This is a genomic window from Sphingomonas floccifaciens, assembly GCF_042681125.1.
Lineage (GTDB): Bacteria > Pseudomonadota > Alphaproteobacteria > Sphingomonadales > Sphingomonadaceae > Sphingomonas > Sphingomonas floccifaciens.
In genome coordinates, this window is record NZ_JBHUFC010000003.1 from 585,429 (window position 1) to 599,709 (window position 14,281).

Annotated in this window: 9 protein-coding genes; 7 read left to right on the forward strand and 2 right to left on the reverse strand. The window is 66.9% G+C overall.

The features are described from left to right. Positions 1-2: 2 nt before the first annotated feature. Together ACFSC3_RS09875 and ACFSC3_RS09880 are read right to left on the reverse strand one after the other, a co-directional pair. On the reverse strand, positions 3-953 hold the full coding sequence (locus ACFSC3_RS09875) for an alpha/beta hydrolase (protein ID WP_380940236.1): 951 nt from the start codon (positions 951-953) through the stop codon (positions 3-5). 62 nt (positions 954-1,015) lie between these two features. Beyond that, the gene (locus tag ACFSC3_RS09880) at positions 1,016-2,011 is read right to left on the reverse strand and encodes a LacI family DNA-binding transcriptional regulator (RefSeq protein WP_380940237.1); all 996 of its coding nucleotides are present in this window, start codon (positions 2,009-2,011) and stop codon (positions 1,016-1,018) included. Positions 2,012-2,091: 80 nt separating this feature from the next. On the opposite strand from ACFSC3_RS09880, the gene ACFSC3_RS09885 reads away from it, so the two are divergent. The 7 genes from ACFSC3_RS09885 to ACFSC3_RS09915 all read left to right on the forward strand — a co-directional run bounded on the left by ACFSC3_RS09885 (position 2,092) and on the right by ACFSC3_RS09915 (position 14,279). Further along, positions 2,092-3,267 (forward strand): cytochrome P450, encoded by a 1,176-nt coding sequence (locus ACFSC3_RS09885; protein WP_380940238.1) that lies wholly within the window; start codon positions 2,092-2,094, stop codon positions 3,265-3,267. Beyond that, positions 3,264-4,388 carry a CapA family protein gene (locus tag ACFSC3_RS09890; RefSeq protein WP_380940239.1) on the forward strand — a complete coding sequence of 375 codons (1,125 nt, stop codon included), beginning with the start codon at positions 3,264-3,266 and terminating at the stop codon, positions 4,386-4,388. Before ACFSC3_RS09885 ends, ACFSC3_RS09890 begins: the two co-directional genes overlap by 4 nt. Beyond that, entirely contained in the window at positions 4,388-5,416 is a 1,029-nt protein-coding gene (locus tag ACFSC3_RS09895) for a hypothetical protein (RefSeq protein ID WP_380940903.1), read from the forward strand. The genes ACFSC3_RS09890 and ACFSC3_RS09895 overlap by 1 nt, the downstream gene beginning before the upstream one ends. 60 nt (positions 5,417-5,476) lie before the next feature. After that, positions 5,477-8,185, forward strand: a complete 2,709-nt coding sequence (locus tag ACFSC3_RS09900) for a TonB-dependent receptor (RefSeq protein WP_380940240.1) — start codon at positions 5,477-5,479, stop codon at positions 8,183-8,185. Continuing rightward, positions 8,185-9,681: a tannase/feruloyl esterase family alpha/beta hydrolase gene (locus ACFSC3_RS09905; protein ID WP_380940241.1), complete on the forward strand. Its 1,497-nt coding sequence runs from the start codon at positions 8,185-8,187 to the stop codon at positions 9,679-9,681. Before ACFSC3_RS09900 ends, ACFSC3_RS09905 begins: the two co-directional genes overlap by 1 nt. A gap of 172 nt (positions 9,682-9,853) precedes the next feature. After that, positions 9,854-11,563, forward strand: a complete 1,710-nt coding sequence (locus tag ACFSC3_RS09910) for a CocE/NonD family hydrolase (protein ID WP_380940242.1) — start codon at positions 9,854-9,856, stop codon at positions 11,561-11,563. Positions 11,564-11,582: 19 nt separating this feature from the next. Next, on the forward strand, positions 11,583-14,279 hold the full coding sequence (locus tag ACFSC3_RS09915) for a TonB-dependent receptor domain-containing protein (RefSeq protein ID WP_380940243.1): 2,697 nt from the start codon (positions 11,583-11,585) through the stop codon (positions 14,277-14,279). Positions 14,280-14,281 lie beyond the last annotated feature (2 nt).

Sequence of the window (14,281 nt, forward strand, 5' to 3'; positions counted from 1 at the left end):
CGTCAACCGATCCGCTTGCGCTCGACCGTCCACGTCGGATCGGTGCACACGCCGCAACTCGGCCCGACGAACGTCTTGGCCGCCGCCCGATCGCCGCGGAGTTGCCAGTCGAACCACCGCGCGGACACCATTGCCACCGCGCCGCCGTTCGGCTCGCGGAACGTGCCGCCATGGCCGACGTCGCGGTTCAGCAGCATGGCCGGCACATGCATGATCCGGCGGAAATCATCGGTGCCGTTGGGATAGGCGACGTCGGTTGGCCCACCCAGGATATACAGCACCGGCGTGTGGAATTTCGCCAGCATCGACTTGTCGACGGTTAGGCCGCGGATCGGATTGCTGCCGTCGGCGAAGACGCCGCTGTTATGGACGATTACCGCCTTCACCCGCGGATCGGCGGCCGCCTCGATCGCCTGCAACCCGCCGCAGCTGTGCCCTGCAACCCCGATGAGCGCCGGGTCGATCCGTCCGAAATAGCGGCTTCCGCGACGTGCGTTCTCCGCCAAAGCCCAGTCGAGTCCGGCCATTACATCGGCGGTGGTGGTGCGAATGTAGAGGCCCGTCGGTTCCGGCACCGGAGGCGGGGCGCCGGGCCCGCTCAAGATCGCGCCGGGGGCGATGACGAGATAGCCGTGGCTGGCCAGTTCGCCCAGATGCTGGCGCGCACTTGCCCCATCTTCGCGGCAGCCGCCGTTGCCCCACAGGATGACACCCAGCTTGCGGTCGCGCGGCAATACGGCGGGGCGATAGACGACATGGTTCCGCAGTGTCGGATCGACTTCCTTGATCGCCTTGTACGGGCCGGTCCCGGCCGCGTCGGGTAGTTTGTCGGCCGCGGCGCGCGGGGCCGCTTCCCTCGCGGCATCGGCGGGGGAGGGGGCGCGGGGCGCCTGCTGCTGGGCCGCGACGACGCTGGCCGTACAGGCCAGCAGGGCAAAGAACAGTGTTCGCATCGTCGCTCTCCCATATTGTTATGGGATAAAGCTACGCGACCGGCTACGCTATGCAAGGCCTTTCATGCGCTCTCCCGCGCGATGATGCGGAAGCCCACGTCGATCCGGGTGTCGAACGATTCGCCCGCAGTGCGCGCCCGCAGGACGCGGATGACTTCGCGCGCGATCCGGCCGCCATCGACGTCGACAGAGGTGATCGTCGGCCGCATGTCGCCGGCAAGGCGCAGGTTGCCGAAGCCGGTGACCGCGATCTGGTCGGGCACGCGAATCCCCGCCGCCTGTGCCTCCACGATCAGCCCCTGCGCGATCCAGTCGGACCCGCAGACGACGACATCGGGCTGTACGGGCAGGTCGGCGAGCGCGCGATAGCTCAGCCGGCCCTGCCCGAAGTGACTGGGAACATTGACGTCCAGGCGCGTCGGCTCTGGCCCGCCCTCACGCATCCAGCGGTCGATGAATCCGCTCGCCCGGCGTTCCGATCGCGTCGATCGCGGCACGACCAGGTGCGGTCGGCGGTAGCCGCGTCCTCGCAGGAACCGCGCGAGTTCCTCGCCGGCCTGGCGGTGCGAGAAGCCGACCGACACGTCGATCGGGTCGTCGGGCAGGCCCCAGGTCTCGATGACGGTGACCGATTGTGCCCGCAATCGCGCCCGCACTTCGGGGTCGCTGACGATGCCGGTCAGGATGATCGCGTCGACCCGGCGGGCCAGCGCGACGTTGATCTCGCGGTCGAGCCGGCGGTTGTCGGCGCCGGTCAGCGCCAGCACGACACTGTTTCCGTCGGCGGACAGTTCGTCGATCATCGCCTCGACCGTGTCGTTGAAGATCGATTGCGCGATGTCGGGGACCAGCGCGGCGATGAGGCGCGAGCGGTTGGTCGCCAGTGCCCCGGCGGTCATGTTCGGGACATAGCCTGTCGCTTCGATCGCCGCCCGGATGCGCTCTGCGGTCGCGGTCTTCACCATGTGCGGGTTGTTCAGAAAGCGCGAGACCGTCGCCGGGGATACGCCAGCTAGGGTCGCGACATCGTCCAGGCGGGGCACACGCGGCATGGTCATAATCGATGATAGGCCGAAGATCGCCGGCGTGGCAAAGATCATCATTGCAAGCGCTTTCATAAAGCGATACTTCGATTGTTATGAGTCATGACTTCGACCCGCTCGTCTCAGAAACCTTCGACAGTCCGCATGACGATTACGCGCGGCTGCGGGCGACCTGCCCGGTCGCGCACAGCGACGCATGGGGCGGAATCTGGGCGCTGATGAAGCATGACGACGTGGCGAATGCGGCGGCCGACTGGCGCACCTTCATCACGTCGCAGCAGAACGTCATACCGAAGGTTGCCTTCACCGGCCGCCGGCCGCCGCTGCACCTCGATCCGCCCGAACACACGCCGTACCGCCGGGCCTTGGCGCCACTGCTAAGTGAGCGCCGCGTCGAGCGGCTGCGGCCGGTGATCCGTACGATCTGCCGCGATCTGCTCGCCGAGATGGTGGCGACCGGCGGCGGCGATGTGGTCGCGGATTTCTCCGCGCATATGCCGATCGCGACCTTCGCGCACTGGATGAACCTGACCGCCGATCAGGTTCGCGACCTGACCGCGGTTGGCAAACGCTACAACATCGCCGTCCAGTCGAACGATATCGCGGCCACGAAGGAATCGAGCCTCTGGCTCTACGACATGGCGCGCGCGATCGTCGCGGATCGCAAGGCGAATCCGATGTCTGTGGACGAGGACGCGACGAGCGCCCTGCTCGCGACCCGCGTCGACGGCGAGCCGCTGCCCGAGGAGATGATCGTCGGTACGATCCGGCAGGTGCTGGTCGTCGGGATCATCGCACCCAGCGTGATGATCGGGTCGATCGTGGTCCATCTGGCGCGCGACCGGGCGCTCCAAGCGCAGTTGCGCGGCGACCCGGAACTGGTGCCGGCGGCGGTGGACGAGTTCCTGCGCCTCTACACGCCGTACCGCGGCTTTGCGCGCACGGCGGTCGAGGACGTGACGATCCGCGGGCGCACCATCCCTGCCGGTGAACCGATCGCGCTGGTCTATGCCAGCGCCAACCGCGACGAGGACGTGTTCACGGACGCCGACCGGTTCCGGATCGATCGGCCCAACATGAAGGACTCGGTCGCCTTTGGTCGCGGCCCGCACATGTGCGTGGGTGCCGCACTCGCGCGGCTGGAACTGATCGTCGCCGTGGAGGAGCTGTTGGCCGCCCCCGGCTTTGCACTTGCCGGCGAACCCCAGCCGACCCGCTTTCCGGAGATCGGCGCGCTGTCGGTCCCGATCCGCTTCGAGACCGCGGCATGACGCACGTCCTGCTCGCAACCGGCGATCTTGCGATGGATCGCGACGACTACGCCGAAAGCTTCGTCGAGACCCGCGACGTGCTGCGGGCGGCCGACATCGTCTTCGGCCAGTTGGAGACGAGTTTCGCGATGTCCGGCGTCCGCGCACCCCAGGCGCGCCACGCGGTCCTCGCGCGGCCTGACGGGGCGGATGCGCTGGCGGATGCGGGCTTCGACGTGATCTCGATGGCCGGCAACCATGTGCTCGACTGGGGCAACGACGCCTTCCTCGAAACGCGGGCGAACATCACGCGGACGGGCATGCAGGTCGTCGGTGCCGGTGCCATGATCGCGGAGGCGCGCGCGCCTGTCAGCATCACGCTTGGCGACGGCACGCGTGTCGCGATCCTTGCCTATTCCTCGATCCTGCCGCAGGATTATTGGGCTACCGAGCGGCGTCCGGGCTGCGCCCCGATGCGCGCCTTTACGCATTACGAGCAGATCGAGCATGATCAACCGGGCACGCCCGCCCGCATCCACAGCTGGCCGCATGGCGAGGATCTCGCGGCGATGGAGGCCGATGTCCGGGCCGCCAAGTCGACCCACGACGTCGTCGTCGTGTCGCACCATTGGGGCATCCATTTCGTCCGCGCGACGCTCGCCGACTATCAGCGCAGCGTCGCGCGCGCGACGATCGCGGCGGGCGCGGATGCGATCCTGGGCGGGCATGCGCATATTCTAAAGGGCTGCGAACTGATCGACGGCAAGCCCGTGTTCCACTCGCTCTGCAACTTCGCGACCGACCTGCGCATGGATGCAGCGCACGCGGCGTCGAAGAGCTTCAACGAGATCAGGGTCCTGGCGGAGGATTGGGAGCCGGATTTCGACAGCCTGTACAATTTCCCGCCTGCATCGCGCCTGTCGATGGTCGCGCGGCTGGAGATCGCCGCCGGGCGGGTCATCCGCGCAGGCTTCCTGCCACTTTACATCGACCGCGACGCGGTGCCGCGCTTCTGTCCGCCCGGCACGCACCACTACGGCAAGGTCGTCGACTATGTCACCGCCGTGACGCGCGAGGCGGGGCTCGACACCCGCTACGTGGTGAGGGACGACATGGTCGAACTGGCGGGGGCGGCGGCGTGATGCGCGCGCGCGACTTTCCGCTGGAGGGCTATGTCCTCCTGTATTTCCTCGCCTATCTACCGAATGCGATCCTGCTGAAGCTGCTGTCGTCGACGCCGCATCCCGGGCTCGGCCGTCCGCTGACGGGGCTGGAGACGCTACCGGCGTCGCTGATCATCAGCACCGTACTCACCTATATCTTCATCTGGTGGTCCGGCTGGCACCGCGATGCGCACGGCGTGACGATCGCCGGCGCGCGCGTGCCGATTCCGACGCGCTACACGTTGCTGTCGGGGCTGGGCACCGCGCTGGTGCTGTTCACCGTGCCCCTGTCGTTCACGATCCCGAACGTCAGTATCCCGTTCATTCAGCTGCTGATGCGCGGCGACATTCTAATCATTGCGCCGCTCGTCGACCTCGCCTTCGGCCGGCGCGTGCGCTGGTGGAGTTGGACGGCGCTCGCAATGGTGGCGGGCGCGCTGATGCTGACACTCGGCGATCGCGGAGGGCTAAAGCTTCCGCCGATCGCGATCCTGACGGTCGTGCTTTACACCGCGGGCTATTTCCTGCGCCTCGTCGTGATGACCAAGGTGTCGAAGAGCGGCGATCCCGCGTCCGTGCGGCGGTATTTCGTCGAGGAGAAGGTGCTGGCGCTGCCGTTGTCGGTGTTGTTCCTGGCGATCGTTTCGGCAAGCGGCATCGGCGGCCAGTCGAGCGAGCTCAGCTGGGGCTTCCTGTCCGTCTGGACCGATCCCGTGATCTGGCCCCTGTTCGTGATCGGCCTGACGCTGACGGTCGTCTCGGTCTTTGCGATCATCATCCTGCTCGACCCGCGCGAGAACGCCTATTGCGTGCCCCTCGAACGCGCCGCGAGCCTGGTCGCTGGTGTCGGCGCTGCGCTGATCCTCGCCTGGGGCTGGGGGCTGAAATATCCGCGCCCGGCGGAGCTGATCGGGGCCGGCATTCTGATCGCTGCGATTGTGCTGCTGTCGGTGGCGCCACGGCTCGCGGCCAGGCCGGTGCGAGCGGCGCGAGCCGAAGCCAACTGATCACCAACTTACCCCCGGACCCGCGGACACAAGCGGGACGGGCATAGAGAGGACCTGAGCATGACGACGACGCCCACCCGACTGCTTCTGAGCGCCGCGACAGGCGTGCTCGCGCTCGCCACGGCGACGGCCGCCACAGCGCAGACCGCGCAGCCCGTGGTCGACGCGCAGCCGGCAGTCCCGGCGACCGCGGCGGACGTGCCGCAGGAGGAGGCCAGCCCCGAAGACATCATCATCACCGGCTCGCGTATCCGCGGGATTGCACCAGTTGGGTCGAGCGTCATCGCGATCGACCAGTCGAAGATCGCCGAGACACCGGTCACATCCACCAACGACCTGCTGCGTCGCGTGCCGCAGGTGGTGTCGCTGGGCGCGAACCGGGCAGGCGGATCGGCCCAGAATGGCGCGGCAAACGCGACCCGTGGCGCCGGCATCAACCTGCGCGGACTTTCGACCAACGCGACGCTGCTGCTCTACGATGGTCGGCGTTTTCCCCCGCAGGGCACGCAAGGCCAGTTCACCGATCCGTCGGTGCTGCCCTCGATCGCGCTCAGCCGGGTCGAAGTCATCGCCGACGGCGCGTCCGCCATCTATGGCTCGGACGCTGTGGCGGGCGTCGTCAACCTGATCCTGCGCCGCGATTTCGACGGGGTCGAGGTGCGCGGACGCTACGGGTTCACCGATGGCAATTATGACGAACGCCAGGCCTCTGCAATCGCCGGCAAGCGTTGGAAGGGCGGCTATGCCATGCTGGCTGGCGAATGGACCTATAACTCCGCGCTGCTCGGCACCGACCTCGATTTCTATCAGAACGACAATCGTCCGCGCGGGGGCCGCGACCTGCGCGTGCTGACCTGCAACCCGGGGACGGTCACTGCGAATGGCGTGACCTATGCCATTCCCGCCGGCGGCGTGACCGCGGGCACCGCCGGCAGCCTCGCCGCCGGAACCGCCAATCGCTGCTTCTACGACAAGGATTTGGAGGTCATTCCGGATCAGCAGCGCTTCAGCGTGACGGGCGCGGTCAGCCAGCAGATCGGCGACCGCGTGCGGCTGTTCGCCGATGGCTTCTGGTCGCGGCGCGAGGGCACTCTGCCGCTGATCGCCAACATCAACACGGCGGTGCCCAGCACCAACCCCTTCTACGTCGCGCCCCCGGGTGTGACGCCCGGCCTGTGCCCGGCCAGTGCCGGCGTTCCCACTGGCACGCGATGCGTCACCGTCGCCTATTCCTTGTATCCCGAATTCGGCCAGATTCAGCGGCGCTTCTGGAACGAGACGTGGAATGCGGTCGGCGGGGTCGAGGTCGACTTGTTCGGCGATTTCCGCGCCACCGCCTATTATTCGCACGGCGAAAGCGAGGAGGTCGACAATCGTCGGCAAAATGGCGCCAATGCCGCCGCGCTCGCCGCGGCTCTGCGCGACACCAATCCTGCGACGGCGCTCAACGTCTTCGGGGGCACGAACAACCCGGCAACCTACGCGAGGCTGATCGACAATCTGTTCGTCATTACCGGACGCACGCGGCTGGACGTCTTCAACGCGCAGGCCGACGGTACGCTGTTCGCCATACCTGGCGGCAACGTCCGCTTGGCGGTTGGTGGCGAGCACCGTGTCGAATATACCTTCACCGACCTGCAGACTGGTACGTCGGCCGCACCGGTTGCGGTCGGCAGCGCGGGGGAGCGCAACGTCGACGCAGTATTCGGCGAACTGTTCGTGCCGATTGTCGGTGCTACCAACGCGTCGCCCGGACTGGAGCAGCTGTCGCTCAGCGCCGCGCTCCGCTACGAAAAGTACAGCGACTTCGGCAGCACGACCAATCCCAAGATCGGCATCACCTACAAACCGTTCCGCGGCCTGTCGCTGAAGGGCACGTACGGCACCTCGTTCCGCGCCCCGACCTTTACCGAAGTATCGACCGTCGGCGGCGGCGCCGGGCTGTATTTTGATACCTTGCCCGGACCGACCGGCAACCAGATCGGCATCGGCATCGCCGGCGGCAACCCGAACCTGCAGCCCGAAAAGGCGAAGACTTGGTCGTTCACGGTCGAGGCGGCGCCGCCGCAGGTGCCCGGCCTGGTCGCTTCGGTCAGCTATTTCCGTATCGATTATACCGACCAGATCCAGGCGCTGCGCGGCACACCCGGCCTGCTTACCAATCCGATCTATCGGCAGTTCGTCCAGTTCAATCCCAGCGCGGCGACGATCGCCAGCCTGGTGGGCTCGGGCCTGCCGCTCAACGCGGTGATCGATCAGAGCCAGGTCACCTTCATTGCCGATGGGCGCCGCCAGAACCTCGGCACCTCGCTGCTGCGCGGGCTCGACTTCGCGCTCAACTACAATTGGTCGATAAATGATGTGCGGATGGATGCGGGCATCCAGGGCAGTTACATCCTCGACTATCTGTTCGAAGCCGTGCCCGGCTCCGGCCTAATCAGCGTCGTCGATACCTTCGGCTTTACCCAGAAGTTTCGCAGCCAGGCCGATGTCGGCCTGCAATGGGGCGGACTGCGCAGCCGACTGACGTGGAATCATCTAGCCGGCTATTTCAACACCACCGTGACGCCGCGGCAGCGCATCTCGAACTACGACACCTTCGACCTGTCGGTCGGGTTTGAACTGACGCGCAACGTTACGCTCGGTGCCGACGTCCGCAACCTGTTCAACGAAGACCCGCCCTTCGTCGACACGAACTTCGGCTATGATCCGCAAGCGGCCAATCCGATTCCACGGGTGTTTGCGATCACGGCGCAGGTGAAGTTCTGATGCTGCTGATGGCGGCCGCTGCGTGCGCGACTCTCGCTGGCGCCCAGCTGGGCGGTGCGACGATCGTGCGCGCGACGCCGGTTGCCGACGCCGCCGGCTGGATGCCGACGGTCGACCAGCGCGCCTATGCCCCGCTGCCGGTGTCGCGGCCGCTCTGCCGGGTGGAGGCCATGATCGATGGGCGCATCGGGTTCGAGCTCTGGTTGCCGACGGCCTGGAATGGACGGCTGCTCGGTGCCGGGGTCGGGGGCGATGCCGGCATCTACAATTACGTCGACATGAGCCGCCGCGTGGCCGAGGGCTTTGCCACCGTCACGACCGATACCGGGCATAAGGCGACGCAGGCGCGCTGGATGGCCGACTCGCGCGCCCGGGTCGACTACGAACATCGCGCCGTCCACCTGACCGCGCAGGCCGCCAAGGCCATCGTTGCCCGCTTCTACGGCCGGCCCGCGAAGCGGAGCTATTTCACCGGCTGTTCGGGCGGCGGTCGCCAGGCGCTGAAGGAAATGCAGGCCTATCCCGGCGACTATGACGGCGTGATCGCCGGTGCGCCCGGGCCGTATATGCCGCTCGTCTCGGTTCGGATGATGTGGAGCGCGCTGTTGCAGAAGCGTGATCCCGAAGGTGCGCTCGGCGATGCCGACTGGGCACTGTACGAGCGGCACGCCACCGCGGCCTGCGACCGGGCCGATGGTGTCGTCGACGGGATCGTCGAGAACCCGCTGGCCTGCCGCTTTAAGCCTGCGGATCTGGCCTGCAAGCCTGGACAGACGACCGACTGCCTGAACGCCCCCAAGCTGGCCATGCTCGAGCGGATCGTCGCGCCGATGCCTGACGAGCAGGGGCGGCCGATGGACCGCGGGCTGCTGCCCGGCGTCCGCACGCGACCGGGGCCGCCGTCGCCGCTGCTGCGCGCGATGTGGGCCGATGCGGTCTATGACGATCCGCAGTGGAACGAGGACGGGTTCAGGCGAACCGCCGACCTTGCCGCGATCAACCGCGTCATGCCCGGCCTGCGAGCCGACAGCACCCGGATCGCGCCGTTCCTCGCGCGTGGTGGGAAGGCGATCATCTATCAGGGATGGGCCGATCCCTCGGTGATCGCCCGGCCGACGCTCGACTATTATGCCGACCTCGCGCGCGCCAACGGCGGCGTGGAGCGATTGGCGGCGGCGGTGCGCCTGTTCATGGTGCCCGGCATGTATCATTGCAGCGGTGGTCCCGGTGTCGACAGCTTCGGCGCTTCGGGTCAACCGAGCTACCCCGGCGACCCGACGCGCGACATGCTTTGGGCCCTCGTCCGTTGGGTAGAAAAGGGGCACGCGCCCGATCGGATCGTCGGTGCCCGCAACCGAGACGGCCAGCCGGCACTGACGCGGGCACTCTGCGCCGCGCCCAATTCGGCGGTCTTCCGCGGCGGCGACCGGAAGTCCGCCACATCCTATGCCTGCCGCGCGGATCCGCTGCTCCTTCAAGCGCTCAACTCTTGGTGATGCGATGGCGCCGGCTTCAGCGCGGGCGCCGAATTTTCAACAGCGAAGTGATGTTTTTGCCCGCGTCTTTCCGCGGATAGAACGTATCATCTATATAAAAACAGTTGAATTATAGATGTAAATGCCGCACTCTCAATCTGAGATGACCGATAGGTCACCGGAAGGAGGGTCTGTGAGGAGAGGAATCGCAGTCGCGATTGCGGGCGTCGTGGCAGCCGCCGCGGGTGCATCGGTCGCGCAATCGCCCGTGCCGGCCGCGCACACGGTCGAGCGTCACTCCCTTTACGTTCCGGTTCGCGACGGGACCCGTCTGGCGGTCAACGTCTATCGCCGGGCCGGCGAGTCCGGTCCCGTCCCGACCATCTTCGCCTTCACCCCCTATCGCGCGCGCTACCTGAAGGACGGCGCCGTCGCGCAGACCTTCGATCAGGCGATCTTCGGTTTTCCGGCGCTGGTGCAGCAGGGCTATGCCGTCGTCATCGCCGACGTGCGCGGCAAGGGCGCTTCGTTCGGGGCGCGCCGCGGCTTTCTCGACCGGACGGAGGCCAACGACGGCTACGACCTGGTCGGCTGGATTGCACGCCAGCCGTGGTCGAACGGCAAGGTCGGGTTGACCGGCTGCTCCTACCTTGGCGGTACGACGATGCTGATCGCGGGCACGCGACCGCCCGCGGTGCGCGCGGTCTTCACCGCCGCCACCGACCTCGACAAGTACAGCTTCGTCCGTAACGGCGGGGTGACCGCGCAATTCAACACCCGCCCCGACGAGCCGCTGGAAGTCGATGCGGCCAGCGTTCCCGTCGACGCCGATCGCGACGGGGCCCTGCTGAAGCAGGCGGTCTCGCAGCATGCACGCAACACGCCGATGGCCGCGCTGTGGGCTGGCATGCCGTACCGCGACAGCGTGTCGCCGCTGACCGGCACGCGCTTTTGGGAAGAGGTCGGCCCCTACACCCACCTGAAGGCTCTGCGCGACCCGCGGATCGCCTGGTATTTCTGGAACAATTGGGAGGATGAGCCGACCGAGCAGATGATCCTCGCGGCGCGCAACATCCCGGGCAAGCTGATCCTCGGGCCGGGCAGCCATTGCGAGGGGCCGGCCCAATTCGACATCGCCGCCGAACAGCGGCGCTTCTTCGACCGGTATCTGAAGGGGATCGACAACGGCATCGACCGCGAGCCCCGCTATGCCTGGTGGCGGGAGGACGGCGCGGCCGGGGCGATGGTGCGCGCGAACAGGTTGCCGGGTGTGGGTATCCAGCGCACGCCGCTGTTCCTCGCCGCCGACACCGGCGCGTCGCTGCAGGCCCCGCGAGCGGCGGCGACGCGGCGTTTCCGGGTGCGCTACGATGTCGAGACGGGCGAGTATTTTCCCTTCTGGCCGCGCCCGCTGACCGGCTTCGGACCGAGCTGGACGACGCCGCCGCTCGCCGTCCCGGCGCGGTTGCAGGGCTATCCGATCGCCCGGATCCAAACGGCGATCGATCGGCACGACGCGATCCTGTTCGCCTATGTCGAGGACGTCGCGCCTGATGGAAAGGTGCGGGTAATCGCGCACGGCCGGCTGGCCGCGTCGCACCGCAAGCTTTCGACACCGCCCTACGACAAGCTCGATCTGCCCTATCATTCGGGCCTGCGCGCCGATGTCGCGCCGATGACGCCCGGCGTGTCGGCGGAACTCGCCTTCAGCCTGTCGCCGCGCGCCTACACCTTTGGCGCCGGGCACCGCATTCGGGTGACGTTGACCGGCGCCGACCCACGCCAGCGCGACCTGAAGGCGCTGGCCGCTAACCCCGCGCCCGAATTCACGATCATGACCGGCACCGCCGCCGGCTCCCGGATCGACCTGCCGTTCGAGGCGACACCGATATTCCAACGATAAAAACAGGGGAGGACGACTTATGAAGAGCATCCGTACCGCCGCATTGGCCACCACCGGCATGGTCCTGCTTGGCCTGACCCCGCCCGCCTTCGCGCAGCAGACGACGCCGGCCAGCGAACCCGACGTGCAGACGCCCGAAGCTGGCCCCTCGACGATCACGCAGGATCAGGTCGAGGGCGACGTCATCGTGACGGGCAGCCGCGTCCGCGGGGCGGCACCGGTCGGGTCGACGGTGATCGCGCTCGGCCGCGAGGACGTCATCGCCTCGGGCGCGGTGACGACGGACCGCCTCATCAAGCAGATCCCGCAGGTGTTCGACCTAGGCGTCAGCGAGAATTCGCGCGGCCAGTCGGGCGGCAACGGCAACATCACCTATGGCAACAGCGTCAACCTGCGCGGCATCGGCCCCTATGCGACGCTGATCCTGATCGATGGCCACCGCGCGGTAAACAACAGTCGCGCGCTCGACCCGTCGGTCATCCCGACACTCGGCCTGGAGCGGGTGGAGGTCGTGGCCGACGGCGCCTCCGCCATTTACGGCTCGGACGCCGTCGCAGGCGTCGTCAACCTGATCCCCCGTCGCTCGCTGGACGGGGTCGAGGCGTCGGGCCGATACGGCTTCGGCGACGACTTCCACGAATGGCAGGTCGGGGTCGCGGTCGGGCACAAGTGGAGCCAGGGGCAGATCATGCTGGCGTTCGAACATGTCCAGCGCTCGAACCTCAGCGGCGACGACCGCTCGTTCTTTACCTCCGATCAGCGCGCGTCCGGCGGCAACGACTACCGCGTCAACCGCTGCGCGCCTGGCACCATCATCGCCGGTGGCACCACCTATGCCATACCCACCGGCGGACTGACCCAGGCGAACGCGGGCAGCCTGGTCGCCGGCACCGCCAATCTGTGCAACGACCTGATCGGGCAGGACCTGTTTCCGAAGCAGGCGTATGATTCGGCGAACATGACCGTCACCCAGGAATTGGGCGACCGGGTGACACTGTTCGCGGACGGCTTCTTCTCGCGCCGTACCTTCTTCCGCAACCCGGCCTCGCAGAGCGCGACGCTGACGGTGCCGCAGACCAATGCCTTCTTCGTGCGACCGGCCGGGTTCACCGGCACCAGCTATACGATCGCCTACAACTTCATCAACGACCTGCCGATCAACGGCAATCCGGGCAGCGCGGAGAACTGGCAAATCTCGCCGGGCGTGCGCGTCAAGCTGTTCGGCGATTGGGAGGCCGAGGGCATCTACAGCTACGGTCAGGGCGAGGATCAATCCTATACCTATCGCGGGCTGACCACCGCCAATCTCAACGCCGCGCTGGCCAGCAGCAATCCGGCGACGGCGTTCGATCCCTATGGTCTCGGCCGCACGACGGAAGCTACGCGACAGCTGATCAGCAACAGCATCTTCTTCGCCCCAACGCTCAACCATTTTACTGGATACGAGGCGCGCCTGAACGGTACTCTGCTTTCGCTGCCGGGAGGCGACGTGAAGCTGGCCGCGGGCTATGAGGGGCAAGAGATCCTGACCATCCTCGGCTCGGCACGCGGCGTCGTGGGGACGCCGATTGCCTACCGCTATTTCACGCGGCGGGTCGATTCAGGCTATGCCGAAGTCCTCCTGCCGATCTTCGGCAGCGAGAATGCGATCCCCGGCTTCCGCAAGCTCGTGCTGAATGCGGCGGTCCGCTACGACAAGTATAGCGACGTCGGCAAGACGACGAATCCGAAGTTCGGCGTCAACTGGACCCCGGTCGATGGGCTGACCCTGCGCGGCAGCTACGGCACGTCGTTCCGCGCGCCGCTCATCTCGCAGATCTACGGCAATTCGAACAATCTGTTCGTCCAGACCTACCAGAACCCCGGCGGCTCGCCGATCGTCGGCGTCGCGCTTTCGGGGCAGAACCTGGGGCTGCGGCCGGAGGAGGCGACGACGTGGTCGGTGGGCGGCGACCTCGACATCGGCAGCCGGCTGCGGCTCAGCCTGACCTATTTCAACGTCGAATACACAAACCAGGTCGAGGCCTATCTGTCCGACCTCGCCATCCTGTCGCGCGAACAATCGTTCGCCGGCCTGGGCATCATCACCCGCGGGGCTGACGCCGCGACCCGCGTCCAGCAGCTGATCGCCTCGGGCATCGGCGTCGTCGGCGCGCTGCCGACCAACGTCACGCTGTTCGTCGACGGCCGAAACAACAACCTTGGCAAGTCGCTGACGGAAGGGATCGACTTCGTTGCCAATTACACGCTGCCGACTGACAATTTCGGCCGGTTCCAGATCAATCTCAGCGGCACCTACCTGACCCGCTACGAAGTCGCGATCACAGAGAATGCTGCGCTGATCGATCGTCGCAACACGATCTTCTTCCCGCTGAAATTCAAGGCGCGCGGGGCGATCGCGTGGGATCTCGATCCGGTTCGCCTCCAGGTCCAGGCGACGCATGTCGGCGGTTATACGAACAATGCCGTGACCGTGCCGCAGCAGGTCAAGAGCTATACGCCGGTCGACCTGAGCATTGCCTGGGATCTGGGTGGCAGCAACAAGCGCGGGATCTTGGGCGGGCTGACGCTGGGGGCAGAGGTCCGCAACCTGTTCGACCTGCAGCCGCCGTTCGTCAATCTGGCGCCATCGGGCAACGGCAGCGGCGGCTATGACGCGACCGCCGCCAATCCCATCGGCCGGCAGTTCGCCGTGTCGCTGCGGGCGAAGTTCTGACG

Excerpts from the sequence above, each read along its gene's own strand:
- ACFSC3_RS09890 (WP_380940239.1), top strand. The coding sequence starts at position 3,264 with ATGACGCACGTCCTGCTCGCAACCGGCGATCTTGCGATGGATCGCGAC.
- ACFSC3_RS09905 (WP_380940241.1), top strand. The coding sequence starts at position 8,185 with ATGCTGCTGATGGCGGCCGCTGCGTGCGCGACTCTCGCTGGCGCCCAG.
- ACFSC3_RS09915 (WP_380940243.1), top strand. The coding sequence starts at position 11,583 with ATGAAGAGCATCCGTACCGCCGCATTGGCCACCACCGGCATGGTCCTG.
- ACFSC3_RS09885 (WP_380940238.1), top strand. The coding sequence starts at position 2,092 with ATGAGTCATGACTTCGACCCGCTCGTCTCAGAAACCTTCGACAGTCCG.
- ACFSC3_RS09875 (WP_380940236.1), bottom strand. The coding sequence starts at position 953 with ATGCGAACACTGTTCTTTGCCCTGCTGGCCTGTACGGCCAGCGTCGTC.
- ACFSC3_RS09900 (WP_380940240.1), top strand. The coding sequence starts at position 5,477 with ATGACGACGACGCCCACCCGACTGCTTCTGAGCGCCGCGACAGGCGTG.
- ACFSC3_RS09895 (WP_380940903.1), top strand. The coding sequence starts at position 4,388 with ATGCGCGCGCGCGACTTTCCGCTGGAGGGCTATGTCCTCCTGTATTTC.
- ACFSC3_RS09880 (WP_380940237.1), bottom strand. The coding sequence starts at position 2,011 with ATGACCATGCCGCGTGTGCCCCGCCTGGACGATGTCGCGACCCTAGCT.